Origin of the sequence: Skermanella stibiiresistens SB22 (assembly GCF_000576635.1) — a bacterium.
Classification (GTDB): domain Bacteria; phylum Pseudomonadota; class Alphaproteobacteria; order Azospirillales; family Azospirillaceae; genus Skermanella; species Skermanella stibiiresistens.
Genome location: NZ_AVFL01000006.1, coordinates 80,343 through 105,574 on the forward strand (window position 1 = coordinate 80,343; position 25,232 = coordinate 105,574).

The following is a 25,232-nucleotide window of genomic DNA, read 5'->3' on the forward strand; positions in this document are numbered from 1 at the left end:
TTCGGACTGGGAGGAAATACAAATGACCCAAGACAGCCAAACCGCCGACCGGAGCTGCGCCGCCTGGATCGCCAAGTTCCTGCACGCGCGCGGCATCGACAGGATCTTCGGCCTGCAGGGCGGTCACATCCAACCCGTCTGGGACCACGCGGCGCGCCTGGGCATCCGCATCATCGACGTGCGGGACGAGGGCGCCGCCGTCCACATGGCCCACGCCCACGCGGAACTGACCGGCACGCTGGGCGTCGTCATGGTCACGGCGGGACCCGGCGTCACCAACACCGTCACCGCCGTGGCGAACGCGTCGCTGGCCCGCGTTCCCCTGCTGATCCTGGGCGGCTGCCCGCCGCGTCCGCAGGTCAACATGGGCCCCCTCCAGGACATCCCGCATGTCGAGATCCTGAAGCCGGTCACCCGGACAGCCCGGACCGCGCGCGTCGCCGAGCAGGTCATCCGCGAATTGGACGAGGCGGTGGCCCGCGCGATGGGTGACCTGGGCGAGCCGGGTCCAGCCTATATCGAGATTCCGACCGACGTGCTGCGCGTCGAGGTGCCTCCGGCCCTCGTGCTCGACGATTGGCTCGGCGCGAAGCCGAAGCGGGAGATTTCCCCAGATCCCGCCGCGGTCGAGGCGGCGGTCCAGGCGATCTGGTCGGCGCGCCGCCCGCTGGTGATCACGGGGCGCGGGGCGCGGGGCGCCGGCGCCGAACTGACACGCCTGCTCGACGCCAGCGGCGCCGTCTATCTGGACACGCAGGAGAGCCGTGGCCTGGTGCCGCCGGAGCACCCGTCCGTGGTGGGCGCCACCCGCGCCGCCGCCATGGCGCAAGCGGATCTGGTGGTCCTGGTCGGCCGCAAGCTCGATTATCAGCTTGGCTATGGGTCGCCCGCCGTCTTCCCGAACGCCCGCTTCGTCCGCATCGCCGACACCGCCGGCGAATTGATCGACAACCGCCGGGGCGAGCCGGAACTGCTGGCGAGCCCCAGGCTGGCGCTGGACGCGATCACACGGGCGGCGGGCAACCGCACCCCCGAAGCCGACCGCGTCTGGACCGAAGGGCTTCGCCGCAAGCATGTCGAGCGGACGGGCGCCGCCGGACGGTCTCCCGCCACGGGGGCCGACGGCAAGATCCATCCGGTCCGGATCTTCGAGGCCATCGCCGAAATCGCCGACCCGGACCACATCGCCATCGCGGATGGCGGCGACATCCTGAGCTTCGCCCGCATCGGCCTGACGGCTGGCACATACATGGACTCCGGGGTGTTCGGCTGCCTTGGCGTCGGCGTGCCCTTCGCGGTCGCGGCGGCGCTGGCGTTCCCGGACCGGCAGGTAATCTCGATCAACGGCGACGGCTCGTTCGGCTTCAACGCGATGGAGGTCGACACCGCCGTCCGCCATGGCGCCAAGGCGGTCTTCATCGTCTCCAACAACGCGGCCTGGAACATCGAGCGCCATGACCAGGAGGTCAACTATGGTGGTCGTGTCGTCGGGACCACGCTCCGCCATTCCGATTACGCGGCGATGGGAAGGGCGCTGGGCGCCTTCGGCGAACGGGTCGAGAACGCCGACGACCTGCCGTCCGCCCTGCGTCGGGCGCTGGAAAACGCGCCGGCCGTGCTCGACGTCGTCACGTCCCAGTCGGTGGCGTCGTCGGACGCCAACAAGGGCCTGGGCTTCGTTCCGGATTACCAGCCCCTGACGGCCTGGGACGACGCCGAGAGGAAGCGGCGCGGAACGGCGGGAGCGTGACGCCATGTCCCTGTTTTCAAGACCAACGTTTCATCCAATGAGGAGACGACAGCGATGAGCGCTCCGCTCACCATCGGGCGGATGCTCACCGCCCATGCCCGCCTGAAGCCCCACCGGATCGGCGCGCGCGACCTCGAGCGCGCCCTGACCTTCAAGGAATGGAACGATCGGGCCAACAAGCTGGCCAACGCCCTGCTTGGGCTTGGCCTGCGGAAAGGCGACCGGGTCGCCGTGCTCGCCTACAACTGCGTCGAATGGGCCGAGATCTACGGCGCCGCGGCCAAATCCGGCATCGTGGCGGTGCCGATCAATTTCCGGCTGGTCGGCCCCGAGATCCGCTACATCGTCGAGGACGCCGACGCGTCCGCCCTGATCGTCCAGGACGTCCTCGCCCATGAGATCGAGGCGATCCGCGATGGGTTGTCGATCCCCGCCGGCAACTTCGTCCATTTCGGACAAGCGGCCGCTCCCGCCGGCTATCGCGGCTACGAGGACCTGATCGCCGCCGCCAGCGACGCCGAGCCTTCCGATCAACCTGGACCGGACGACGCCTGGACCCTGATGTACACGTCGGGGACGACCGGCAATCCCAAGGGCGCCATCCGCGGCCACCGGGGCATGTCGATGCTGGCCCTGATGACGGAGGTGGAATTGGGCATCCACGGGCGTGACGACGCCCTGCTGGTGATGCCCATGTGCCATGCCAACTCGCTCAATTTCTTCAGCGCGTTCGTCTATGTCGGCGCCACCATCACGATCTTCTCGCGGAAGAGCTTCGACCCGGAGCTTTGCCTGAGGATCTTCGGCGAGATGGGCGCCACCTTCACGTCGCTGGTGCCGACGCATTACGGCATGATGCTGGAAGTCCCCACCTCGCAGCGGGAGCGTTTCCGCTTCGACCGGGTCGACAAATTGATGATCTCGTCGGCCCCGGCCCGGGCGGAGACCAAGCGAGCGGTCATGGAGATGTTCCCGAACTCCGGCCTGTTCGAGCTTTATGGCTCGACCGAGGCCGGCTGGGTGACGATGCTTCATCCCCACGAACAGTTCGACAAGCTGGGAACGGTCGGGCGCGAGGTGGTCGGCTCCGCGCCGATCCTGCTGCTGGACGACGACGGCAATGAGGTGCCGGACGGTCAGCCGGGCGAGCTGTTCTCCTGTGGCCCCTATAGCTTCGATGGCTATTGGAGGCAGCCGGAGAAGACCCGCGAGGCGTTCCGGGGCGATTACTGCACGGTCGGCGACGTGGCGCTGCGCGACGAGGACGGCTATATCCGGCTGATCGACCGCAAGAAGAACATCATCATCACGGGCGGCGAGAACGTCTATCCGACCGAGATCGAGGCGGTGTTGGCCGGTCATCCCAGCTTGCGGGATGTCGCGGTGATCGGCCTGCCCGACCTGAAATGGGGCGAGCGGGTCCATGCCGTCGTGGTTCCCCGGGACGGCGCCACGATCGACCCCGGCGCGCTGATCGACTGGTGCAAACCCCACCTCGCCGGCTACAAGCGCCCGCGCTCCGTCATGATCGCGGCGGCCGACGACCTGCCGCGCACGGCGACCGGCAAGGTCCAGCACCGCCTGCTCCGGCAGCGGATCATCGACAAGGGCGAGGGTGGCTGAACGGCGCACGCGCCGGGCTTCCCGAGCGGGAAGTTCCAGGCCCCCACTCTTCCGAACTGAGCTATTTCTTCCCGCTCGGTAAGACACGCACTTGATCCAAGCAGTGCGAGGCATTGTCTTCCCGAGCGGGAAGAAAGGGGCATGTCGTGGAGTTCATTGACACGCCGGGCCGCTTCGGCGGCCTCGTCCGCTCGCGCCGACAGGCTCTTGGAATGACCCAGCGAGACCTCGCGCTGGCGGTTAACGTCGGCGAGTGGTTCATCGTCGATCTGGAAAGCGGCAAGCCGACGTGCCAGCTCGGCAAGGCCCTTAGCGTCGCCAGGAGCGTCGGTATCCGGCTGACCGACGCTGCCCTCATTCCGTCCGCCGACACGCCGCCCGACGTCCCTGGGAACACCTACCCCGACCTCCCCGACCTTGGAGACGGCGGGTGAGCACGCTTCCGATACACTACGAGCATCTCGTGATCGGCGAGATCACGCTATCCAAGGAAGGGCCATCCTTCGCTTACGACCCCCGGTGGCCGCACACGCGGGGAGCATTCCCTGTGTCGCTCGGGATGCCGCTCGGCGGGGGTCCCTTCGGTTCGGAGAGCCTGACACCATGGTTGGCCAACCTGCTGCCCGAGGACGCCAACCTGCTCACCGTGTGACGGAACTTTGGCGTCTCGCCGCGGGACGTCATCGGCCTCCTGGAGCGGATCGGCCGCGATACGGCGGGGGCGCTGACCACCGGACGGCCCCGCGTTGGCGAAGCCCCCGGCTACCGCCCGATCAACGGCGAGGCCGAGTTGGAGCGGATCATCGAGGAGCTGCCAGCGAAGCCCTTCCTGGCGGGAGAGGACGGCGTGTCGATGTCGCTGGCCGGCGCCCAGGAGAAGCTGCCCGTCGCACTGCTGCCGGACGGACGGATGGGAATTCCAATCAACGGGGCGCCGTCCACCCACATCCTGAAACCCGACGTCCGCCGACGGCTATGGGGCAGCGTGCAGAACGAAGCTCTCTGCATGACGCTGGCCGACCGCTGCGGCCTGAAGACCGCAGGGGTGACAACGGGCAGGGCCGGAGAGCGGAGCTACCTGCTGGTGACCCGCTACGACCGGGTGCGGCGGGACGGGCGTTGGCTGCGCGTCCACCAAGAGGACTTCTGCCAAACCCTGGGCAAGCCGCCCGCGGCGAAGTACGAGCGAAACCGCTCGGGAGTGAGAGGGCCGAGGCTGGCGGACATGTTCCGGGTGGTGAACGACCACCTGACGGCGGCCGACCGCATGCGGCTGCTTGATGCCGTCGTCTTCAACGTGCTGATCTGCAACACCGACGCCCATGCCAAAAATTACAGCGACCTCCTGACGGGACGGAGCGCCTCCCTGGCCCCGCTTTACGACCTCATGTGCGCGGCGGCGTGGGAGAATGTCACGAAGAACCTGTCGCAAACGATCGCCGGCAAGAATCGCGGAGACCACGTCAAGGGTCGCCACTGGCGGCGCATGGCCGATGAGTGCGGTTTCAATCGCACGATGATCTTGCGGCGGATCGAGATGGTCGCGGAACGGGTCCGGCGGGAACTGTCGGAAGCGGTCGGGGCTGTCAGGGCGATGCCGGGCGGCGATCACCCGCTGCTGGGGGAGTTCGCCGCGGCGATCGAGGCCCGCTGCCGGACCGTCGTCCTGAACCTGGCCCACGTCGAGGCGGATATCGCGAACGACGAACCGGAGGGACCCGAGCCGCCCTCGTATGTCTTCTAGCATCTCGCGGAGCTCGCGGATTTGTCGGACAGCAACGGCGACCTCTTCCCAAGTAGCGAAGACCTGGGTAAGGATCGCCGGCGCCCGCTTGGTCGCCTAATCACGGATCAAGGCTGCGCTCAAGCCCTGTCGCGCTCAGACGCAGATGAAGTTAACGCCGCGACAAGCTCTCAGTCGTCGTTTCTGGGCACGGGGTTGACCAGGGCGATACGGTAGACGTCCTGCTCCTTGCCGATCAGGAACACATCGGTCGGCGGGATACCCGACTCTCCCGGCGGCTCATCGAAAATCACCCGCAGCCGGTGGGAGACCGCCATGTTCGCCTTCTGCGTGCCGCGGCTTTCAGCCTCCTTCAAGCCATCGACCGGAAAGGGTTCGAGGCCGATGGATCGGATCGGACGGCCGAAGGTGGTGCGGATCTGATAGCTGACGACGCGCTTCCGGATCTTCCGCGCGTCCTTCCAGTTGACCAGATCCTCGAACACCGCCATGTCGCGGTCGGCGATCGCCTGGGTGACGGTCGCGATCAACTCATCAGGGGTTTTCGGCAGATCCCGCGCCAGGGCTGGCGTCCCGAGGGACGCCAGGGCGAGGGTGCCGAAAATCAGCGGGCCAAACTTGGCGAGCTTTGGTCTCATGAAGTTGGGCATCCCCCGCTCTCCCATCACTGCGCCGCGGCTTGCTGCTTGGTCTGGTCCTTGCCGAGGGCGAAGACCCAGATCACGCCACCCTGCGTCATCTTGGGCGGACGGCGGTTTTCCGGCAGCAGGGTGGAGATGCCGCCCATCATGCGCTCGGCGTCGACGCCCCAGCCGGCCTGGACGGCGATGTATTGGACACCATCGACCATGTAGGTGCTCGGCACGCCGGTGACGCCGGAGTTGAGGCGGGTCTCCCAAACCACCTTGCCGCTCTTGGCGTCGAAGGCGCGGAACTTCCGGTCGCTGGTGCCACCACCGAACACCAGATCACCACCGGTGGTCAGGAGCGGGCCCCAGTTGGCGCTATCCTGGAAGGTGTGCGTCCAGGCCTTCTTGCCGGTCTTCAGGTCCCACGCCTGGACCTCGCCGATATCGACCGGCTTGGAGGCGTCGACACCATCACGGAAGCGGAGGCTGGACAGGATCTCGTCGATCGTCACGCCGACATACATCTCGCCAGGCGCGCGGCCAGTGATGGGAACGCCGCCCAACTCGGAGCACAGGTTATCGTTGGCGGGAATGTAGAGCATCCCGGTCTTCGGGTTGTAGGCCTCCGGCGGCCAGTCCTTGCCACCCCACAAGCCGGGGCAGAAGGCCAGTTTCTTGTTGGTGCCGGGGACCTTGGTCGGATCATAGCTGGGGCGCCCGGTCTTGGGATCGAGGCCGGTGAACACGTTCTGATTGACGTAGGGCTTGCCCTCGATAAAGCCGATCTTGCCATCCTCATGACGCTCCAGCGTCCAGAGATAGCCATTGCGTCCGGCGTGAACCAGGGCCGGGATAGTCTTACCACCGCGCTCGACATCCACCAGGATCGGGGCCGAAACCTCGTCCCAGTCCCAGGCGTCGTTCCAGTGGTATTGGTGATGCCCCTTGATGGCGCCGGTGTCGACGTCGAGGGCGAGAGCCGAGGTCGCGTAGAGGTTGTCGCCGGGGCGGGTGTCCGGCATCCAGGGGCCACCGTTGCCGGTGCCGAAATACGCAACGTTGTTCTTGGGATCGTAGTTGCCCTGGATCCACACGGGTGCTCCGCCGGTCTTCCAGGCGTCACCCTTCCAAGTCTCGAAACCAGGCTCACCGGGGCCTGGCACCGTGTAGGTCTTCCAGGCCTCCTGGCCGGTTTCGGCGTCGACCGCGGTGATGAAGCCGCGGATGCCGAACTCGCCGCCGGACACGCCGACCATCACCTTGCCCTTCGCGATCAGCGGCGACAGGGTCATGTAATAACCGTCGCTCCAATCCGCGATGCACTTCTCCCAGACCTGCTCGCCGGTCTTGGCGCTGAGCGCCACGACGCAAGCGTCCAAGGTGGCGAGGTAGACCTTGTCGCCGTACAGGCCGACGCCCCGATTGGTTGGGTGCAGCTGGACCAGCTCCTCGGGCAGCTCGCGCTTGTAGGTCCAGAGCTGATCTCCGGTCTTGGCGTCGAGCGCCACCACCTGATTGCCCGGCGTGCTGACGAACATCACGCCGTTGTTGACGATCGGAGGCGCTTGGTGGCCTTCCAGCTTGCCGGTGGAATAGCTCCACATCGGCGTCAGGCGGCCGATATTGGCGCTGGTGATCTGGTCGAGCGGGCTATAGCCCCAGCCCTTGTAGTTGCCGCGGTATTGCAGCCAGTTCTCCGGTTCCGGATTGGCCAGCCGCTCGTCGGTGACCGGCTTGTAGTCCTTGACCTGCGCCGATCCCGCGTGCGGCGCCACAGTGACGCCCAGGCAGGCGAGCGCCAGCACGGGAAGCCAACGGCCCCCCCGTTTCCTCAACCTCGACATCGTTTCTCTCCAAAGTATTATTGTTGCTTGTTTGGCGTAACCTCAGGTCTGGGCGGCCGGACCTACCTTGGCCGTGAAAGCGTCGGCCACCGTCAGCATGCCGTCGGCGTCCACCGCCAGCGGCAGGATCGGCAGACGCTTCCGCGCGGGTCCTCCCAGTACTTTACCGCCTTCGCCAACGCTGAACAGCGATCCGTGGCACGGACAGGCCAGCATGGCGTCCTCGGGTATCCAGCCTGTCACCGCGCAGGCCTGATGGGTGCAGACGGCGGAGAAGGCGACGACGCCCTCCACCGATTTGGCGAGGGTGGACTCGTCGAACTTGTCCGGTTCGGCCCGGACGACGAGCACCTTGTTGAAACGAGTGCCCGACCGGGTGGTCTTGGTCTCGGCGTCGACCGGCCACGCGCTGATCATGGCGCCGCCCGCCGTCAGCATGTCCAGCGTCACCACCTTGCCCTCGTGGTCCCCGGCGTCGGCCACTACCAGCCAGTCGCCCTTCTTCGGCCGCTCGGCGGCGGGGGCCGGAAGGCCGGCGAACGCCTCGGTCGAGGATCCCAGACAGCAAGCCGCGACGGCGGCCGACCCAAGCGCCAGAAGCTGGCGGCGGTCCATACCCCCGCATGCGGCGCTGACTGGCGACGTGTCGGACAAGGTCTCGGCGGCTGAGCCGCTCTCGATCCGGTTTGCGGGATCGGGCATGTTTCCTCTCTGTATTATTTTAGCTTTTTTCTCGCCTATACCCTTTTAGATTAGGCCGTGATCACCTATCTCCGAATACGGTATTCCGAATTCGGACCCGCTTCAAGATAGCTAAAGACTTTAGCAAAGAAAAATATGAGGATTTACTTGCTGCAGTGCCGCATTTAGTTTCGTTTGAGACTGTTTGGAATAGAGCCAAGTTTCGCATATCCGGTAGCCAGTTCGAGGATCCCATGCCGCCGCTCACCCCCCAGCCCCGTTTGGTGGAACAGGTCTATCAAGCGATCCTCGCCGAGATAACGGAAGGGAAGCTGCCGCCGAACTCACGGCTGATCCAGGACGAGTTGGCCGAGGCCTATGGCGTGTCGCGCCAGCCGGTGCAGCAGGCGCTCCTGCTCCTCCGCAGCCACGGTCTCGTCAACGACGCGCCGAAGCGCGGTCTGGTCGTGGCGGCGCTTGACGAGGAGCACGCGGGCAACCTGTACCAGATCCGCGCCGTGCTGGAAGGTCTGGCCTGCCGTCTGGCGGCGGAGGGAGGAGCCCGCCGCGCCCGGGCCGACGGTCCCGCCATCATCGCGGAGGGGTGGAGGGCGGTGGAGAGCGGATCGGTGGCGAGTCAGATCGAGATGGATACCCAATTCCACCGGTTCCTGTACGAGCTTTCGGACAATCACCTGATCGCCGACACGACAAAGCCGCATTGGGACTATTTGCGCCGCGTGATGGGCGAGGTGCTGCGCCAGGGCGACAGCGTTCCGGGGTCTCTGTGGGACGAGCACGCCGGCATCCTCGACGCCATCGGACAGGGCGACGCGGACGAGGCTGAGACGCGGGCCCGCTGTCACATCACGCGCGCCGCCGATATCTTCGTGGCCAGATTGCGGGAGCAGCGGGAGGCCGCCCGGATCCTGGACGAACCAAAGTCCCATCGGCGACTTGCGCGCTGAGGACCAGTTCGCGAACAGGGCCCGCCCGCGGGTGACGGAGGGGGTTCCATCCCGAGGTCAATGCCCATGAAGGCGGAACATCAAGCTACCCGAGGTCCGCCACGTAAAGCGGTGGTTGCGGTGACAGCGCGGCGGAAGGAATGGCAAGGCGGCAATTCACCATTCGATCACGATGCCGACCGATTTTCGCAGGAACATCAGTACCTCCTGGGCTTCCGAATCTCCCACCCATTAAAGCCTATCGTCGAAGATCAAGTGGATTCATCTCCCATCAATCTCGCCCTTACAACCTTGGCATCCGTGCACCAAACCGGCATCAAGCGCCTCGTCACTGAGGAAGTCTGTGCCTGACATCCACAAACAGCTTCTCAGAGCGGTAACATTTTCCCTTGAGCCTGCGGATGGTCGAAGAGATGCTGGCGCCGCGCGGCATCGTTGTCAGCCATGAAACGGTGCGGCGGTGGGGCCTCAGGTTCGGTAGGGAGATCGCCAACCGCATTCGCGACCGGTGCTTGGCGCGGGGCGACAAGTGGCACATGGATGACGTCGTCCTCACCATCGCCGGCCGGAAGCATTACCTGTGGCGCGCCGCCGACCAGGAGGGCTTCGCGCTCGACGTGCTGGTCCAGAGCCGGCGCGACAGGAAGGCGGCCAAGCGCCTGCTCCGCAAGCTCCTGAAAAGGCGGGGCCACGCCACACGTGTCATGGTCACCGACAAGCTGAAATCCAACACGGCGGCGAAGAAGGACCTGAAGCTCGGCGGCGAGCACCGCCAGCACAAGGGCCTGAACAACCGGGCGGAGAACTCGCATCAACCGACCAGACGACGGGAGCGCCAGATGAAGCGCTTCAAGTCACCCCGGCATGCCCAGCGCTTCCTGTTCATTCACGATCCGACCCCTAACCTCTTCCACTTTCCCCGCAACCAACTCACCGCCGCCGACTACCGCGCCGCCCGCACACAGGCTTTCGGGAACTGGGCCGAGACCGCTGGCGCTCGGCTGGCCGCGTGATCACAGACCAGATCCGCGCCCACGTCCGCAAGCCGCCCCACTGCGGTCAGACGCCGATCAAGTTGACGGCGCCTTTCAAATTGGTCAGGGCCATTCCGGCGGCACAAGCCTACATCGGACCCGAAGGACAGAGGCTGCCCGCTGGTAAAATGATCTTTGGAAGTGTGAAAACGTGGGGGTCCACCATCTTGTCGCGGAGGTTCGGCGAACGGGTCCGCTACCCGCCCAATGACAGGCGGTTCCGGCGGATCTTTGCGCCGACCTCGTCGATCCAGGCGACCAGGGCCAAGTTCAGCGTCTCGCTGACGTGTTCCCGTGAGTCCTGGAGGACGGTGCGGACTTCCCGCTCGAAGCCTTGGCGGTTGACGACGACATCCAACTGGGCGAGCACCAGGTCCACGATGGTGAAGATGGACTTGGCGGCGATGACGACGAAAACCGGCCCGCCGATCAGGGCGACCGGGATTCCGTAGCTTCCCAGGAAGGCGACCACCGCCGAGGCGGAGACGCTCAACGACGCGGTGGTCGTCATGATCGGCCGCGTCACGCGCGCGGCGACCGCGTCGAACTTGCGGCCCGCCTCGTAGGCCAGGGGTGGGATGATCGTCCGGGCGATAGGCGCTGGCGGGAGGCCGGCGCAAAGGTCGGGTTTGGCGTTCGGGTCGTTCTGCTGATTCAGCCCGGCGAGCGCTTCGCGGTTCAGTTCGAAGCACAGCTTGTCGATCCTGCGGTCGGTGACGCGCAGCACCGCCGCCGTCGCGGCCTCGAGATCGAGACGGGCGAGGTCGGGTTGCAGACGCGCGTCGTAAGCGTCGATCACGGCCGTCAGCAAACGGTTCTCCACCAGGGTCTGGACCTGAAGGAAATCTCCCGTCACCACCGACGAGATCCCGACCGCGATCGCCTTGGAGATCAGGATGTAGCTGGTCCACCAGTCGAACACCCAATCGACGTAGTGGTCCGCCCGGCCTTCCAATTCGGCGTGGACTGGCGCCGTCTCCAATTCCAAGTCACGGAGCGCCGCCGCTCGGATCGCGCCCAACGAGCGCGACAGCAGCAAGTCGATGTCTCCCAGCGAAGCCGTCCCTGGCGCGCCCCCGGTGCTGGCGGTCTCGGTGTTGGCGACCCCGGCGTTGGCTGGGTCGACGGCGCCAAGCAGGGCGGCCACGATCATCAAGCGCCGCGCCGCGCCCCCGAGGCGGTTCCTCATCCCCATCTCAGGACATCCTCGATGGTGCGTGGAAAGATGCCCATTTCGCCCGACCAGGGATGGTTCATCAGGATCGCGAGATAGGCGATGGTGATGGCCGACAGGGACATCATCGTCGATAGCAACGCCTGCACGATCAGCGACGGGCCGATCACCAGCGACGCGAACACGATGGTCGTGACGGTCGCGAAGGCGACGCCCAGCCACGCGTAGCCCATCAGGGGATCGGGGATGCCGCGGACCAGCCGCTTCGAACGAACCTCGACCAGTTCCCCGAGGCTTTGCCCGGTTCCGGGCGATATGGTCGGAGGGGCCGCCGCGAACGCCAGCAACAGGTCGTCGAAGGCGCCCTGGGTCGCCAGATCCGCCTTGCCCCTGGCGAGGGCCGGCGTCTCGCGTTCGACCACCATCCTGGCGTATCGTTCGACGGTCGCCGCAAGACCATCGGGGTCCGTCCGCAGGGCTGTCAGGTGCAGGCCGGTGAGCAGACGGCCTTCCTGGTCCAGCAGCGTGCGGAGGTCGTATTGCAGGATCGCGCCATGGACCAGCACGAAGACCAGCAGCCCGGAGAATATCTGACCCAGCACTTCCAGCTTCAGGCCGGTGAGTGTCGTGTCACGCTCATCCGGGCCGATCAGGAAGGTCGAGATCATCGTGCCGACCAAACCGCAGAGGGCGCTTCCCACGACCACCCAGGTTCCCCCGGCCGACAGGGGCTGTTCGGCGATCCATCGCGCCAGATCGGCGAAGATGTCCATGATGTCAGAGCCCCGGCAAGGCGAGGAAGTGGACCGGGTCGAGCGCCGCCGTCCCGGTGAAAGGGTTTCCCATCAGCCAGCCCAGGTGAAGCATCTGCGCCGTCGTCATGGAAAGCATCACGGTGGTCACCGCGTGGATGAACACCGATGTCGGTCCCAAGGCCCAGTTGAAGGCGATCGCGACCAAGGCCAGGGCGACGACCGCCGTCCACAGCATCTTGTCGAACGCGTTGCCGGCCGCGACATCGATCCGTTGATTGCGCGCCGCCACGGCGGATACCGCCAATTGGCTTCCCATTTCCGTCGCCACCCGCGACGAGGAGGCCACCGGCGCGCCGTGGAACGCGCGGAGCACCCTATCGAAGTGTTGGGCGGCGCTGGGACTCCGCGCGCCATGCGCCATCTCGCGCCACTCGTCGGCGGCGACCGCCTCGCCATAGGCCTTCACGGCGGCCGAGATCGAGCCATCGCCGTCCATTCCGCTGGCGGTGGCGACCAGGACCAGCGCGCGGAGCGCCGAGGTCTCCTGCGCGATGGACGCGGCCGCGCTATCCCGGGTGTCGTTGGCCTGAACCAGGACGAAAGCGGCGAAGCCCGCGAACACTTGGGCGAAGTACATGTACTTGAAGCCGCCGCCGGGATTGTTGCCGGCGAGTTCGGCGTCGGTCAGATAATAGCGGATGACGATCAGCCCCGACATCGCCCATACGACCGCGCCAGCCATCCACAGGATGAATTCGGTGCCCAGGGTCATCGGATTCCCGCGTCGGCACCGGGTGGGAATACCGCCAAGCCGGTCAGGGAAGCCGGGATCGCGACCGTCGTGGTCGGGAGGACCATCACCAGGGCCACCGTCGCGGCGATGGCTATCCCGGAGGCGTGCAGTCCATTGAACACGGCGTCGCTGATATGGGTGCTGGTGCGAATGGTGGCCCCCAGCAGCAGGGCCAATCCCAGCGGGGCGATCACGAGGCCCGGCGGCAGCGGCAGGGCGTATCTGTCGATCGCGGACAAACGCGCTTGGCGGGAGGCGTGCAGCAGCCGGGACAGCGTGTCCAGCGTGGATCGCGTCTGAGGACTGCCGACACCACGCTCCACGATATCCCGGCAGATCGCCACAACCAGATCGAGCGAGGCGGCCGCGGCACCGGAGGTCTTTCCATCGGTCTCGAACGTGACCACATCGGCGGCGTAGGCGCCGATCGCGCGGTCCAGCATGCCCGCCTCGTCGGCAGGCAGGCCCGATAGCGCGGACCGGACACCGCCGAGATAGGCGCTCTCCTCGCGGTAGGCGTGCTCCAGCGCGTTGCCGGCGATCCAGCCGAAGCTGAGCGTCGCGGCGATCATGCCGATGAACACCTGTTCCAACCAGCCGAAAGCGGCACCGCTCTGAGCCTCGGAGAAGAGAGGAGCCGGGTTGCCAAGGACTTGCCGCGCCATCAGCACGATGCCACCCCAGACAACGAAGGCCGTCGCGCCGATCAGGGGAACCCCGGCGGCGAGCAGCCATGGCGTGAATTTCAAGCCGGCCTCACCGACCATAGGCCAGCCTCGGACCCGGTGGAGCCGAGGCCGGTGGATCCTTTTTCTCCAGCCGCTCGGGACGCGGCGCCAGACGGAAGGTGGCGCTGGGTATGGGCGACAACGCGATATCCACTCCGACGGCCTCGAACCGGGGGTCTTCCGACGCTTCCAGCAGCGCGGTCACGACGCGTCTCGACAGGGTCGCCGTCAAGCTGTCGTCGGCGGCCGCCCACTCGTCCAGCCGTTGGCCGATCCAGGTTTGATCCTCCTCGGACAATTCGAGGACGCGTTCCAGGTGGACCTTCACCCGCGGTGGGATGCCGGCTTCGGTCTCCACCTCGGCGATCCGGTAGCCGCAATCGGCGATGAGGCTCCAGAAGGTTCCAGCCTCGGGGGACACCGAGTCCAGCGCCTCGGTCGGCGATGGCGGCAGCACCAGCTCGATGAACCGGTCGATCAGCTTGCCGAAGGGCGGCAACCCGGCACCATCGTCGGCGTGGGCGGGGCCGCTGGCGAAGGCGCAGCTCGCGGCGCAGGCGAACGCGGCGACCAGGGCACGGCGGCGGATCGGCGAGGACATCACGTGTCGGCCTTGATGCGGTTGTACCAGCGCTTGCTGCCCAGAGCCGATCTCTTGGCGGTCAACGCCATCTTGTCCATCAGCGACTTGACCCGCTTCTCGGCGCGTGCCTTATCCTTCGGGCGTCCGGTCAACGCGGCGTAGGTCGTCACCGCCTCGTCGAAGCGCTTGCGGGGGACCTTGCCCTTCGGGGTGCTGTTCAAGAACGCCTGGACCAGTTCGACGGCCTTGCTTTCAAGCACGATACCCTGTTCCCGGGCGGCTTGACGGATCGCGCCGTGCGCCTCGTCGGGATCGAGATCGAGATCCACCACGGCGGTGCGCAACGCCTCACGCTCGCGCTCGGCGGTCAGCAAGGCTCCGTCATCGGCGAAGAACGGCACCATGGACTTGAATTTTCGGCGTTGTTCGCTGGGTGAATCGGCCATCGACGGGTCCTGTGATTTCCTGGGGCTGGTCAAGCCGGATGGTGGCGTGCCGGAACGGGGCGTGATGAAGGGTTCAAGGATCGTCGAACCAGCCGGGAACGAGCCCCTGGGCGGCTTGCCCGGCCTTGACGCGGACGTTGCCGATCAGGTCGGTGACATCTTCGACCGAGTGCCGCCAGATGCCGGACATCCGGTCCAGCAGCGACCGCGGTTCGCCCGACAGGCGCTTCGCGGAGGCGGCGGTGGCGATCGCCTCGGATATACCGGGCGCCGCCGCGTCGGAGACCGCGATGCCGAGATCCGTGCACAGGGCGGCGTCCGACAGTTCCGGATCACCGCCCTTGGCGTCCTCGACGGTCAGCCGCCGGCGCTGATAGCCAAGATCCACCGCGGCGGCGGACCGCCACAGCGAGTCGTCGTTGACCGGGATGATCCGCGCCAGCCCATCGATCACGGCATTGGTGACGATGTCGCCGGGAACGATCTCCAGGCTCGACAGCAGCACCGCCGAGACCTGCTGGTTGAGCAACCGCGCCACCGCCCGCATGCCACCCCGCGTTTCGGTCCTGACCTGGGACAGGGCCGGGTGCGCGGCCGAAAGGACGGCCCAACTGCCGGCGGTGAGCGAGCCGGCGGCGCCGATGTCGATCGCCCCGCCCTCCGCCGTCGCCGAGGAAGCCAGCACCGCCGTGGCTCCATCCCGCCGACCCAGGGGAACCAGCATCACGAAGCAGGCGCGCCTGAGCGGAAAGAACTCCAGGTCGGCGATCGCGGGTGAACGCCGCGCCGCCATCCGGAAGGTGTCGCCGTGCAACAGGGCCGCGGCCACCTCCCCGCGTTCCAGTGCCGCGAGCGGATCGGATCCCGCCACCGGCTTCTCCACGATCATCGACGTGCCGGGGGGCAGGACGCCGGGTACCGCGGCGGCGATCGCCTCCACGATGGAACCCGGCGGTCCCCCACCCAGCAGCGTGATGGACGCCGCGGCTGGAGTCGACCAAGTGGCCAGCACGGCGGCCGTCAACAAGCGGACAGACATCAGGTCTGCCTCGGTTTCATCGCTTTCTCCAGATCGCCGCTGATCGACCGGTCCGTGGGAGCCAGCCTCAGGGCGTGGCGGAGAGCGGAGGAGGCTTCGTCGGTCCGGCCGGCCGCCATCAGCAGGCGACCCAGACGGGCGTGGAGGTTCGCGCTGTCTGGCGACATCTCGGTCGCGATCGACAGCTCCGTGATGGCGTCGTCGCGCCTGCCCAGAGCCTCGTAGGACGTCGCCCGCTCTTCCCGGATCAGGACCGCGTTGGGCTCGATCCGAGCGGCCACGGCCAACATGTCGAGCGCCTCGATGGGCCGCTCCAACCGATTGAGCGACTGGCCGATGTTGAGGTAGGGAAGCGAAAGGGTTGGATCGATCTCGATCGCCCGACCGAAGATGTTGATCGCCTCCTCGTACTTCTTCTGCAGGAACAGGGTGCGGCCCCAGAGATTATAGATCAGCGGCTGCTCCGTGGCGGGCATCGCCGCGAAGCAATACTCGATCATCTCCAAGGTCTTGGCGAAGTCCGTGGATCCACCCTTCTGTTCGGTCGAGCGTACATACAAGGCGGCGATGTACGGATCGACGGCCTTGACGGTTTCGAAGCCGGCCTGCCTCAGCAATGCCGGAACCTCGGCGCGCGTCCCCGTGAACTGGTTGGCGCGCACCTTGCCGGCCCGATCGGTGATCCGGATGCGCAGCATGACGTGGTCGTCATCGATATCGTACAGCTCGCCGGAAATCGTCATCTTGACGACGCCGACATACTTCCGGGCGGCGTTGACCAGCACCTGGATCTCGAAATACTCGCCGATCTCGGCGAGCGATTCATCCTTGTCCTCGTTACCGAGGTCGATGCTGCGAAGTCGGGAACCGGCACCCATGCGGACCGCGCGGATCTCGTCGGTCAACTGTCGGGTCAGGACGCGCGGGCTATACCCCTGCTCCTGCGCCCATTTCGGCGCGGAGATCGGGTCGAACACGACACTGTCGTACCCGGTGTAAAGTCCAAGCCCGAAGATGGACATGATCGCGATTAGAGGAAACGTAATGAAGTCCATGCTGCCACCTGATCAGATCTGGTCTTGATCGACTTGGGAAAAGCGGATCACGTTCAGTGCGCGGTCGATTCGAGGTTAACCGCGAAGAAGTAAATATTTTGGTATATGCCGCGCCGATGATGGTCGTATGCCAGCGATCGGATACGGCATATCCCTCGAAGTGATCCACCGTCCAGGAACAGGGAGCCGCCGATAACGCGGTCCGTCACCCTCAAGGGTACTGGCGCGTCACTGACGGCGAAGCTGGTTCAGGCCATCACGGCATCACGCGGTACGCCACGGCGGTCGACAGCTTGCCGGACTTGACCGGCGCAACCGTTTCTGGCGAGGTCAGCCAATCGGCGACCAGCGCGCCGACGAGTGAGCTGGATACCGCGTAGACCCGGCTGATGGCGACGGCCCCCTCGCTCGCCGACAGGGCGCCGGTCGCGGCGCCGGCGCTGCCGATCAGGGGAAGAGCCGATAGTCCGCCCGTCGCCAGATTGAAGGCGACGACGCCACCCAGCGCGCCCAAGCCGATCGCGAGGAGGCGGCCATCCGGCTTGGCCGCCTCGTGCGACGGCGTGTTGAGCCGGGGCAACGGAGAGGGAATGGGGCTCTCCAGCGATGGGCCCGCCGACGGTGGATTGACTGGGTCGATCGCTTGCGCCAGCGCCGGCTGGGCGAGGCTGACCGCGAGGATAAGGGCTGCGGTGAACGCGCGTGTTTTCATGTCATCGTTCCTTGGGCCGGTTGTGGAGGGGAGTTCATCACTCGACCACGGGATCGAGCGTGAGGGAGAGGAGGGCCGCGGTGGCGTCATCGACCGCGAGACGGGCGTTCGCCTCGATGAGCCAGCGCCGGGCGACGATGCTGGCGGGAGCTCCCATGCGGGAGATCAACTCGACGGCGCCCTTGAGGTCGCTTTCGGCGAGGCGTCGGGCGGCGGCTTCCAACGTTTGCTGTTCCGGCGAGGCCGTTTGAGGCGCTTCGGCCCCGGCGGCGGCCGCCACCGATTCCAGCCAGGACCCGAGACGATCGCCGATGCCTCGCTGGGTGGTGGCGGCGACGGCGGTGAGGATGCGCGGAGCCACCAAAGAACTGTAGCTCTCGCGCAATTCGCCGAAGGTGGCGACGCCCGTGCCCGCGCTTTGGCCGAGTACCGCCACCGTTTCCGCGAACGCGGGATTGCCGGCGCTGAGGCGCCGGATCACATCCATCTCCCGCTCGAACGGGCGGGAGGTCTGGAGCTTGGCGCCAAGCTGCTGGACGGCCAGCGCCATCCGCGTCGTCCTGGCGCGCGCCGCGTCGGTGCGCCGCAGTTCCTCGAACGCCGTGGCGGTTTCGGACTGGACGGCCAGCGCGGCGGCGTCGAGCTTGCCCGTCAAAGCCGACAGATCGGCTTGGGCGGCCGCGAGTTGCGATCGGCTGGCCGCGAGATCGGCTTCCAGCGCCGAGACGCGCCTTTCATGATCGGCCGCCGCCGTGGCCAGGCTGGCCTGTAGGGCGGCGCCCCGTTCGTTGATCTGATCGAGCGAGGCGGTCGCGTTGAGACGGGCTTCGCCCGCGTCGAGTCGTGTCGCGAAGGCGTCGATCCGGGCGGTGATATCCCCAAGCCGGGTGCCGATCGCCGGTTCCGCGCGCTCAAGCCGCTCGATGCGCAGCGCCGCGACATTGACGTTGCCGCCGACCGCCTCGATGGCGTCGATCCTTCCCGCGACACCGTCGAGGCGACGGTCCAACGCATCGGCGCGCGCCGCCAACTCCGCCACGCCACCGTCGCCGAGCAGGAAGGCGTAACGGGGAGGCACATCGACGTGGCGCTCTATCCACGGCTTGATGGTGGGGCCACCCAAGGCGATCAGGGAGACGCAAAACGCCAAGCTGGAGATCGCCAGAGGAGCCTTGCCCGCGCGCCTCGGCGGAGGCGACCTACGTGGTCCGGCATCGTCCGCACCGGGGTGCCTTATGGGGAAATCCCACTCCGGAGTTGTGCCGCGTCCCGCCTCGCCGGTCTCCCGCGACGCGCCAATCGAACTTCGTCCAAGCGACTCGGGAGCCGACCCGGTATCCGGTACGGCGGAATTGGCCACCATTGGTGACTCGGCGTGTCCGGCGGCTGCCCCGATCACATCATCAGGTGGCGCGCCGACACGCGGCCGCTCAATGGTATCACCTGATATGTTTTGGCTCGAATTCGTCATCAAATCCTCGGCTGGCGGCCAAAACGGCTCTGCGAAACCATCTGGAAGATACTATCTATAATTATTTTGAATTACACCATACGAATAAATCCTTTACCTTGGCGGGAAGATGGTCTCTGACGACGATAAAAATCGGCTCGACACACAGTGCGAAACTATCTGTCGGAGAAGGACATTGGAAAGTTCGCGAAGGGTTTCGCCACCTTTCAGGAACGGGGCATGTTCTGGAATGAAGCTTTCGGCTCAAGGCCGCCTTACTCCGATAGGGGCCTGATCCGCACCGGTTTGACGATCGCCATGACTGCGAATCGACTTGAAACCCATGGAGAGAGCGATGACGACTGAAGCCAATGACACCGCGGCCAATGACTCCGCGACCAATGACACGGTGGCCCATGACACCGTTTCGCCAAACGACAAGGGCCGATCGGAGATGATGGTCGCCCCGCCGGCGCGGTCGGGCGGCGGCGGGGCGACCGTCGCGGTTTTCCTTTCGCTGCTGGCACTCACGGCGTCGGTCGGCTCGACCGGCTGGATCCTGTTGCGCCACCAGCCGGCGGTTCGAACCGCCGCCGAATCGGTCGTGGCGCTCGCTGGGGAGGTGAAGGCCACGACATCGGCGTCGCGGGACACGACGGATGTGGTCGGAAAGCTCGGCGCCGCGGTCACGCAGCTGCGGTCCGACCTAGCCGCCAGCATCCAGCCTTCCAGCCAAGTCGGCGCGCTGGAGAAGCGGATAACCTTGATCGAGGCTGGCCTGGGCGCGCTGGCCCGAGTCGCGGCCGCCGACATGGCGAGCAGGTCCTTGGCGGTCGCGGCGGCGGGTTCGACCGTCCCGCCGAACGAGATCGGCCGCTTGGTCACGCTGGCGTCGAGCATACCGGAAACCGCCGCCGCCGCTGGCGAGCTTGGCAAGGCCACGGCGGGCGCCGCCATCTCCCGCCAAGGCTTGAAAACAGACCTGAGTCGTATCGCGGGCCAGATCGAGGAGGCCTCGGCGCCGGAAGCGCGGGACGCCGTCCGTACGGTCAGGACGTTCCTCAACCGCACCGTCAACGATGTCGGCGAAACCCTCGGCTTGCCGCTCAACCAGCAGAGCCCCGCCGCGATGCTCCGCGACGCCTATCGCTCGATCGATTCCGATCTGGCGACCGCCATCCGGATCGCGATGACAAGCGACCAGCACGCGCAACCGGCGGTGGCCGACTGGATAGTTCGCGCCAAGTCACGGCTGGCTTTCGAACAGAACGTGCGGAGGCTGACAGACTTGCTGGCGGCCGAGCGCCAGGTGGACAAGACCTGATGCGCGGGGGTCGTATCCGCGGCTTGGCACTCGTGGCCTTGACCTTGGCGCCGGGCATGGCGTTGGCGGCTCCGACCTCGACCGATGCCGGCGCGGCGTCTCCACCGGTCGCGGAGGCGTCGCGGATACGGCTGTCGGCGGGGGCGCCCAGCGTTCGCGCCGAACGCCGGATCAATGTTCGAGCCGAGCCATCCACATCGGCGCCGGTGGTCGTCACAGTGCCACCTGGGACCGTGCTCGACTCGCCGGGGATCGTGGTTGGCCGCCCCTGGATCGCCGTGGCCCGGGATGGCCGCTTGTTCGGCTATGTCGCCGCCGGGCTGGTCGCTCCCGTGCCATCTCCCGTGCCGCCCAGCCAGGAGGGACCCGCCACGCCGCCAGAACCAGGCGGAGCGGTGGGCGGCGGATCCGTCGAGTCAATCGAGGATCGCTTCCGCGCGGTGGATCGCGCCCTGAGCAGTCTGCGCGGCGATCTGGATCGTCAGGTGGCTCTCGCGCGCGAGGGCTTCGAGCGGACCGACCGACTGTTGTCCAGCATTCAGGCTCGGTTGCCGGACCCCGACGAGGCTCCGGTCGTCATGCTGCGGCCACCCCCAACACGCCTGGACATCGCGATCGGAAGCGTTCGCGGCATGATCAGTCGTCTGATTGGCGATTGACCGGCGATGATCGAGCGTTTTCCCATCGTCTTGCCGGCCCTTTTCGCGCTGGCCGCCCTGCTTCTGCCAATCGCCGTGCTGAGCATCTCGGCCGGGGTGACGCATCTCGTGGCACCCCAGGTCTTCTTCCGCATCCCGGCGCTCGCCGCCTTGCCGAAGCTGGGCGGCTTCGTGCTGGGCATCGGTGCGCTCTACCATCGGGACGAGGCGTGGGTCTACGATCCGACCCTGCTGTTCGAGGATGGCAGCTTCTGGAACATGTCGGCGCTTCAGTTCCTGGCAGCGCGCGCCGATCCGGTGGGCTATCGGCTGGGCGAACTGTCGATCGGAGCCTTCATCGGCTTGCCCGATCCCCTGCTGGACACTATGACGCTCGGCTCGGCCACCCTGGTGGTGATCGCCGGTGCCGTTGCGCTGACAACGATCCGCGGGATGGAACTGGCCAGAGTGTTGCTGGCGATCCCCGTCGTGGTCTTCTCGACGGCGTTCCTGACGGTCTATCTGGTCTCGCTCTTCCTTTGGTCGGCCAACGCTCTTAACTTTTGGGTATTCTTGCTCGCGGCCGCTATCTACCAAAAGCGGCGCTACGCTTCGCACCACTGAGGCGACACGGTCGCGGCTCGCGAAATTTGGCAAGAAGGAGGATGTGTCACCGGCTCTTATAACCGGAGATGTAGCGTTTCTGGCTTTGGCCGGTCAGGCGGGTCACGAACGACGCCCAGGCGATGCCGCCGGTCGCCAGTAGTCCGACCGAAAATGGCAACCACCAGGACAGGACCATCATCCGGTCGTCCGCCGGTGCCGCTTCACCAACCATCCAGGTCAGCACCGCCACGATCGCCAAAGCCACGGCGACGCCGCCTCGGCCCAGGGCCGCCAAGGTGGTCAGGACGCCCCAACCGGCCACCACGACCGCCAAGACCAGGACCGCGATCTTGACGGCCAGGCTCCAGCCATCGTCGACCATGAGCCAGCCGATCAGCGAATAACCCGAGGGGTTCCAGGTCGCCAGCGTCCCCGCCTCGACCACGAGCAGGCGAACGAGCAGACCTCTCCAATCGATGCTGGCGTGCCGATGGGCGCCCCCACTCACGATGCGCCTACCCAATCGTTCGAATGGGGTTGATGCCATTCGCGCCGCATGGGGTTATGATCGGCGACGGCACGGTGGCACGAAGCGCGGGTGTGGCGTTGCATAGACATGAAGAGACCATCATGGTCGCGCGCGGCTTCGGCGGGCACCTCGAACTCGAAGGCAATCGCCTGCGCATCCTGCGCGGCGGATGGTTCGGCTATCTGGTCACCCTGTTCGGTCTCGAGGGCGGTTTCGTCGAGAGGACGGTCCGGATCGACCAGATCTCCAGCATCGAGCTGGACGTTCCGATGCTGTTCTTCCGGTACATCCGATTCTCGTATCCAGGCAGCCCGGCGATGACCGGCAACAACATCGCCGACATGCTGGCCGAGAACGCCGTCATCATGAGCCTGGTCGACAACCGGCCATTCTTCCGGATCGTCGAGCGGATCGAGGAACTGATGGATCATGACCTGCCGCCCTGACCCGTACCAGCCTGGACCATCACCAGCCGACCGGTGATCACCTGAGCGTGACATCGTTCGAATCGACTTGGCCGGTGACGCGCAAGGTCAGGTTGGACCATGAGACACCCAGTGCCAGAATGCTGGCGAAGGCGAACAGGACGATCGTAAGGTAGGCACCCTGCGAAAGATCACGGAGCAATCCGAGGTCGATCAGGGTCCAAGTCGCGGCGATGAGCAGGCCCGCCATCGCGACGATGCCGCGCACGCCCAGTGACCGGACGGTCGCGAGCAGGAATGTCGCGACCACGCAGCCGAGCAGGATACCGGCCAAGATCTTCAGCGACCACGGCTGGTCGTCCCGCCGCAGCAGCCAATGCACATACGAGTAGCCCGAGGGATTGAAGGTGCCGAACACGATGAACATGGATATCAGCCAGCGGACGATTACGCCTGGATAACTGAACATCGTGCCTTCCTTTCCTTTACTGCGCGAACAGCCGCGACTCGACCGTCAGGCGCTCGCCGCAGGATAGGGATTGAAGCTGCGCGAAGACGCTGCGCTCCGCCGCGTAGGAATCGAGGGCCTGCTGGTCGAGGGATCGCAGGTCGTTCCGCACCGCGATGTATTGCATGGTGACGTCGGCGATCCGGTAGGGAATCAAGTAAGCGCCGAGCACCGCGTATTGCGCCATGATCGTCAGGACCCTGCCGGTCAGATCCCGCGCGGACGATGGCCCCAGGATGGGCAGCACCACATAGGGACCAGGGCCGACGCCATAGTGGCAGAAGACCTCGTCGATCGTCGCCTTGCGGGCCTCCATCCCGTGGCGGGCGGCCTCGTCATAGACGCCGCCCAAACCCACCGTCGTGTTGATGGCGAACCGCGCTGCCGTCGTTTCCGCCGCTCCCCAATCGCCCTTGAGCACATGCCCGGCGAGCCAAACCGGCTCCCTGAGGTTCGAGAAGACGTTCGACACCCCTTGGCGCACCGGAGCGGAGGTGGCTTCCACATAGGCTTCCGACACCGGCTCCAGCACCAACCGGCGGACCTGCTGGTTGAACAGGTGGGCGAAACGGTTGACCTCCTCCGCCGGATCCCCGATCGTTTCGTCGGCGGCGGACTGATCGTCCATCACCGTCAAGGTAGCCGGCGTCGGTGTCCCGCTGGATGATGGGCTGGTCCAGTCGCGGTCCCCGGCGCTCATCCGGCCCAACGCCATGGCCTCTTCGAAGTCACGGTCATCCAGGAAGCGTCCGGCTTGGCTTTCCGCCATGCCGGCCACCAGCAGAAAAGCCGCCGCGACGATGGCACGCGCGCCCTGCTTGCATAACTGCCGCACGCTTCCTCCAAAGTAATGTGTAAAGACTTTAAAACCATAACCTTTAAAAATTTACCCACCAAGCACCTCGGACATTCCGGCGGCCCGATATTCCGAAGCGTTTCCAATCACGCGAACGAGCTTCCGTCGGTCGTATGGCGAACTTTCCGCCAAATCTTCGGCATAGAGTCGGAATAAACCTTAATTTTAACTATTTTGACCTCATAAGGCCAGGCGGCTTCAAGAGGAGCGAGCCATGACCTTCGAAACAAGATCGACCCACGCGAAATCGGCCCGAAGACTGGCGATGCTGGCGGTCGCGACCTGGCTGCTTGGTGTGGCGCCCTTCACCGCCCCAGCGCGGGCATCGAGCGAAAAGCCCCGTGAAGTGATCACCATCGCCACCTCCGGCCAAACCGCCGTCGTCTCGGACGCCATCGCAGCGGCTTTCGCGGCCCGATTCGAGGCGCCGATCCCCCGTGTGACGGAAACACCGACCCGATCGGCCTTCGACGAATTCTGCAGCGCGGTGAACGCCGGTCCGGATGTCGTGGTCGCCGGCCGTCGCATGTCGCATGCCGAACTCGGGCGATGCCGCCGGGCCGAGGCCGGGGATATCGTTGAAATTCCGATCGGCTATGAAGTCGCCGTTTTCGTCACGCGGCGGGATGGCCCGGCGCTCGACCTCACCCCTGATCAACTCTTCGATCTGGTGGCGGCGAACGGCTCCCGGCCAGCCCGCTGGGCTGACGCGGGCGTCGCGGAGTTCGGTGAGGACGTCCGTGTCCTGATGCCGCCGCCCGACGATCCCGCGTTCGACATCATCCGCGAGCGCATCCTGATCATGGCCTGCCGCGATCGGCCCGGGATCCGCGACATGCGGGACGCGGCCAGCCGGACCACCGCCTGTGGCTCGATCCGCGACGATGCCGGCATCGTCTCCGAACTCGATCAACGCCAGATCACGCGGACCCTGGGGCGCGGAGCGGTCGGACTGGTCGGCAACTCCGTCTTCCAACATGACAACGCCAATCTCCAACCAGTCCTGATCGACGGCGAGCGGCCAACGATCCTGGGCGTGGTGTCCGGCAGCTATCCCGCGGCCCGCCCGCTCTTCGTCTATGCCAAGGCCGATCGGATGCGGAACGGCCGCGGCCGGGGCAAGGTCAGGGGCTTGCGCGACTTGGCCGAATTCATCGCCGGCGATGAGATCATTGGTCCCCAAGGGGTCCTGGGACGCCTTGGACTGATCATGGCGCCGGCCGAGCGGAGGGTCGTGACGCGGATGCGGACGATGGCCCTGGTGCCTTTCAATCGATAAAGATCGAAAGGTTTAACCTCTTCGGTGCAATTATCGAAATATTCGACTCAACCTGAGTT

The 25,232-nt window shown here is 66.0% G+C and carries 28 protein-coding genes and 1 pseudogene; 13 read left to right on the top strand and 16 right to left on the bottom strand.

All coding sequences use genetic code 11. The features are described 5' to 3' along the window. Positions 1 to 22: 22 nt before the first annotated feature. The 5 genes from N825_RS10075 to N825_RS10090 all read left to right on the top strand — a co-directional run bounded on the left by N825_RS10075 (position 23) and on the right by N825_RS10090 (position 5,117). Positions 23 to 1,750, top strand: a complete 1,728-nt coding sequence (locus tag N825_RS10075) for a thiamine pyrophosphate-binding protein (RefSeq protein WP_037450599.1) — start codon at positions 23 to 25, stop codon at positions 1,748 to 1,750. A gap of 54 nt (positions 1,751 to 1,804) precedes the next feature. Next, the gene (locus N825_RS10080; protein ID WP_037450601.1) at positions 1,805 to 3,373 is read left to right on the top strand and encodes a class I adenylate-forming enzyme family protein; all 1,569 of its coding nucleotides are present in this window, start codon (positions 1,805 to 1,807) and stop codon (positions 3,371 to 3,373) included. Positions 3,374 to 3,519: 146 nt separating this feature from the next. Further along, entirely contained in the window at positions 3,520 to 3,807 is a 288-nt protein-coding gene (locus tag N825_RS37520; protein ID WP_245613069.1) for a helix-turn-helix domain-containing protein, read from the top strand. Then, complete coding sequence (locus N825_RS38785) at positions 3,804 to 4,025, top strand: HipA N-terminal domain-containing protein (protein WP_157619083.1); 222 nt, start codon at positions 3,804 to 3,806, stop codon at positions 4,023 to 4,025. Before N825_RS37520 ends, N825_RS38785 begins: the two co-directional genes overlap by 4 nt. Before the next feature lie 138 nt (positions 4,026 to 4,163). Beyond that, positions 4,164 to 5,117, top strand: a complete 954-nt coding sequence (locus N825_RS10090) for a HipA domain-containing protein (protein WP_157619084.1) — start codon at positions 4,164 to 4,166, stop codon at positions 5,115 to 5,117. Between the two features lie 170 nt (positions 5,118 to 5,287). Here N825_RS10090 and N825_RS10095 read toward each other — a convergent pair whose 3' ends face one another. Genes N825_RS10095 through N825_RS10105 form a run of 3 tightly spaced genes read right to left on the bottom strand, consistent with a single transcriptional unit; the run spans position 5,288 to position 8,292 of the window. Beyond that, positions 5,288 to 5,755, bottom strand: a complete 468-nt coding sequence (locus tag N825_RS10095; protein WP_157619085.1) for a hypothetical protein — start codon at positions 5,753 to 5,755, stop codon at positions 5,288 to 5,290. Positions 5,756 to 5,781: 26 nt separating this feature from the next. After that, positions 5,782 to 7,590 carry a PQQ-dependent dehydrogenase, methanol/ethanol family gene (locus N825_RS10100; protein ID WP_037450607.1) on the bottom strand — a complete coding sequence of 603 codons (1,809 nt, stop codon included), beginning with the start codon at positions 7,588 to 7,590 and terminating at the stop codon, positions 5,782 to 5,784. A 42-nt stretch (positions 7,591 to 7,632) separates the two neighbouring features. Continuing rightward, positions 7,633 to 8,292: a QcrA and Rieske domain-containing protein gene (locus N825_RS10105; RefSeq protein ID WP_063833722.1), complete on the bottom strand. Its 660-nt coding sequence runs from the start codon at positions 8,290 to 8,292 to the stop codon at positions 7,633 to 7,635. Between the two features lie 233 nt (positions 8,293 to 8,525). On the opposite strand from N825_RS10105, the gene N825_RS10110 reads away from it, so the two are divergent. The 3 genes and pseudogenes from N825_RS10110 to N825_RS10115 form a co-directional block, all read left to right on the top strand. After that, positions 8,526 to 9,239 (top strand): GntR family transcriptional regulator, encoded by a 714-nt coding sequence (locus N825_RS10110; RefSeq protein WP_037450610.1) that lies wholly within the window; start codon positions 8,526 to 8,528, stop codon positions 9,237 to 9,239. A gap of 66 nt (positions 9,240 to 9,305) precedes the next feature. Next, positions 9,306 to 9,590 carry a hypothetical protein gene (locus tag N825_RS38790; RefSeq protein WP_157619086.1) on the top strand — a complete coding sequence of 95 codons (285 nt, stop codon included), beginning with the start codon at positions 9,306 to 9,308 and terminating at the stop codon, positions 9,588 to 9,590. Between the two features lie 32 nt (positions 9,591 to 9,622). Continuing rightward, positions 9,623 to 10,225, top strand: a pseudogene (locus N825_RS10115) (IS6 family transposase); the annotation flags it as partial. Positions 10,226 to 10,469: 244 nt separating this feature from the next. Here N825_RS10115 and N825_RS10120 read toward each other — a convergent pair. The 10 genes from N825_RS10120 to N825_RS10165 all read right to left on the bottom strand — a co-directional run bounded on the left by N825_RS10120 (position 10,470) and on the right by N825_RS10165 (position 18,708). Further along, a complete protein-coding gene (locus N825_RS10120) occupies positions 10,470 to 11,462 on the bottom strand; it encodes a hypothetical protein (protein WP_037450616.1) in 993 nt (330 codons plus the stop codon). After that, positions 11,459 to 12,220 (bottom strand): bestrophin-like domain, encoded by a 762-nt coding sequence (locus N825_RS10125; RefSeq protein WP_037450619.1) that lies wholly within the window; start codon positions 12,218 to 12,220, stop codon positions 11,459 to 11,461. Before N825_RS10125 ends, N825_RS10120 begins: the two co-directional genes overlap by 4 nt. A gap of 4 nt (positions 12,221 to 12,224) precedes the next feature. Continuing rightward, positions 12,225 to 12,974: a bestrophin-like domain gene (locus N825_RS39720; protein ID WP_037450621.1), complete on the bottom strand. Its 750-nt coding sequence runs from the start codon at positions 12,972 to 12,974 to the stop codon at positions 12,225 to 12,227. Beyond that, on the bottom strand, positions 12,971 to 13,744 hold the full coding sequence (locus N825_RS39725) for a hypothetical protein (RefSeq protein WP_198038263.1): 774 nt from the start codon (positions 13,742 to 13,744) through the stop codon (positions 12,971 to 12,973). The genes N825_RS39720 and N825_RS39725 overlap by 4 nt, the downstream gene beginning before the upstream one ends. A gap of 7 nt (positions 13,745 to 13,751) precedes the next feature. Further along, positions 13,752 to 14,324 (bottom strand): hypothetical protein, encoded by a 573-nt coding sequence (locus tag N825_RS10140; protein WP_037450625.1) that lies wholly within the window; start codon positions 14,322 to 14,324, stop codon positions 13,752 to 13,754. Further along, complete coding sequence (locus N825_RS10145) at positions 14,324 to 14,752, bottom strand: hypothetical protein (protein ID WP_037450627.1); 429 nt, start codon at positions 14,750 to 14,752, stop codon at positions 14,324 to 14,326. The genes N825_RS10140 and N825_RS10145 overlap by 1 nt, the downstream gene beginning before the upstream one ends. A gap of 73 nt (positions 14,753 to 14,825) precedes the next feature. Then, positions 14,826 to 15,791, bottom strand: coding sequence for a hypothetical protein (locus N825_RS10150; protein WP_037450630.1), 966 nt, complete (start codon positions 15,789 to 15,791; stop codon positions 14,826 to 14,828). Then, positions 15,791 to 16,846 (bottom strand): tetratricopeptide repeat protein, encoded by a 1,056-nt coding sequence (locus N825_RS10155; protein WP_037450633.1) that lies wholly within the window; start codon positions 16,844 to 16,846, stop codon positions 15,791 to 15,793. Before N825_RS10155 ends, N825_RS10150 begins: the two co-directional genes overlap by 1 nt. A gap of 256 nt (positions 16,847 to 17,102) precedes the next feature. Then, positions 17,103 to 17,558, bottom strand: coding sequence for a hypothetical protein (locus N825_RS10160; RefSeq protein ID WP_037450638.1), 456 nt, complete (start codon positions 17,556 to 17,558; stop codon positions 17,103 to 17,105). Between the two features lie 37 nt (positions 17,559 to 17,595). Continuing rightward, a complete protein-coding gene (locus N825_RS10165; protein WP_157619087.1) occupies positions 17,596 to 18,708 on the bottom strand; it encodes a hypothetical protein in 1,113 nt (370 codons plus the stop codon). Between the two features lie 655 nt (positions 18,709 to 19,363). Here N825_RS10165 and N825_RS10170 point away from each other — a divergent pair. Genes N825_RS10170 through N825_RS10180 form a run of 3 tightly spaced genes read left to right on the top strand, consistent with a single transcriptional unit; the run spans position 19,364 to position 21,594 of the window. Then, positions 19,364 to 20,332, top strand: a complete 969-nt coding sequence (locus tag N825_RS10170; RefSeq protein ID WP_037450643.1) for a hypothetical protein — start codon at positions 19,364 to 19,366, stop codon at positions 20,330 to 20,332. Beyond that, positions 20,332 to 20,991 (top strand): SH3 domain-containing protein, encoded by a 660-nt coding sequence (locus tag N825_RS10175; protein WP_157619088.1) that lies wholly within the window; start codon positions 20,332 to 20,334, stop codon positions 20,989 to 20,991. The genes N825_RS10170 and N825_RS10175 overlap by 1 nt, the downstream gene beginning before the upstream one ends. Before the next feature lie 6 nt (positions 20,992 to 20,997). Further along, the gene (locus N825_RS10180) at positions 20,998 to 21,594 is read left to right on the top strand and encodes a hypothetical protein (protein WP_037450649.1); all 597 of its coding nucleotides are present in this window, start codon (positions 20,998 to 21,000) and stop codon (positions 21,592 to 21,594) included. 46 nt (positions 21,595 to 21,640) lie between these two features. Here the strand turns inward: N825_RS10180 and N825_RS10185 are convergent, their stop codons facing one another. Further along, on the bottom strand, positions 21,641 to 22,084 hold the full coding sequence (locus N825_RS10185) for a DUF6524 family protein (RefSeq protein ID WP_157619089.1): 444 nt from the start codon (positions 22,082 to 22,084) through the stop codon (positions 21,641 to 21,643). Positions 22,085 to 22,182: 98 nt separating this feature from the next. Between N825_RS10185 and N825_RS10190 the strand changes: the two genes are divergently transcribed. After that, entirely contained in the window at positions 22,183 to 22,551 is a 369-nt protein-coding gene (locus tag N825_RS10190) for a hypothetical protein (protein ID WP_198038264.1), read from the top strand. Positions 22,552 to 22,588: 37 nt separating this feature from the next. Here the strand turns inward: N825_RS10190 and N825_RS10195 are convergent, their stop codons facing one another. Further along, the gene (locus N825_RS10195; protein WP_037450658.1) at positions 22,589 to 22,999 is read right to left on the bottom strand and encodes a DUF6524 family protein; all 411 of its coding nucleotides are present in this window, start codon (positions 22,997 to 22,999) and stop codon (positions 22,589 to 22,591) included. A gap of 16 nt (positions 23,000 to 23,015) precedes the next feature. Continuing rightward, positions 23,016 to 23,873 (bottom strand): MlaA family lipoprotein, encoded by an 858-nt coding sequence (locus N825_RS36370; RefSeq protein ID WP_051511906.1) that lies wholly within the window; start codon positions 23,871 to 23,873, stop codon positions 23,016 to 23,018. Between the two features lie 235 nt (positions 23,874 to 24,108). Here N825_RS36370 and N825_RS10205 point away from each other — a divergent pair, with 235 nt between their 5' ends. Continuing rightward, entirely contained in the window at positions 24,109 to 25,173 is a 1,065-nt protein-coding gene (locus N825_RS10205) for a PstS family phosphate ABC transporter substrate-binding protein (protein ID WP_157619091.1), read from the top strand. Positions 25,174 to 25,232: the final 59 nt, after the last annotated feature.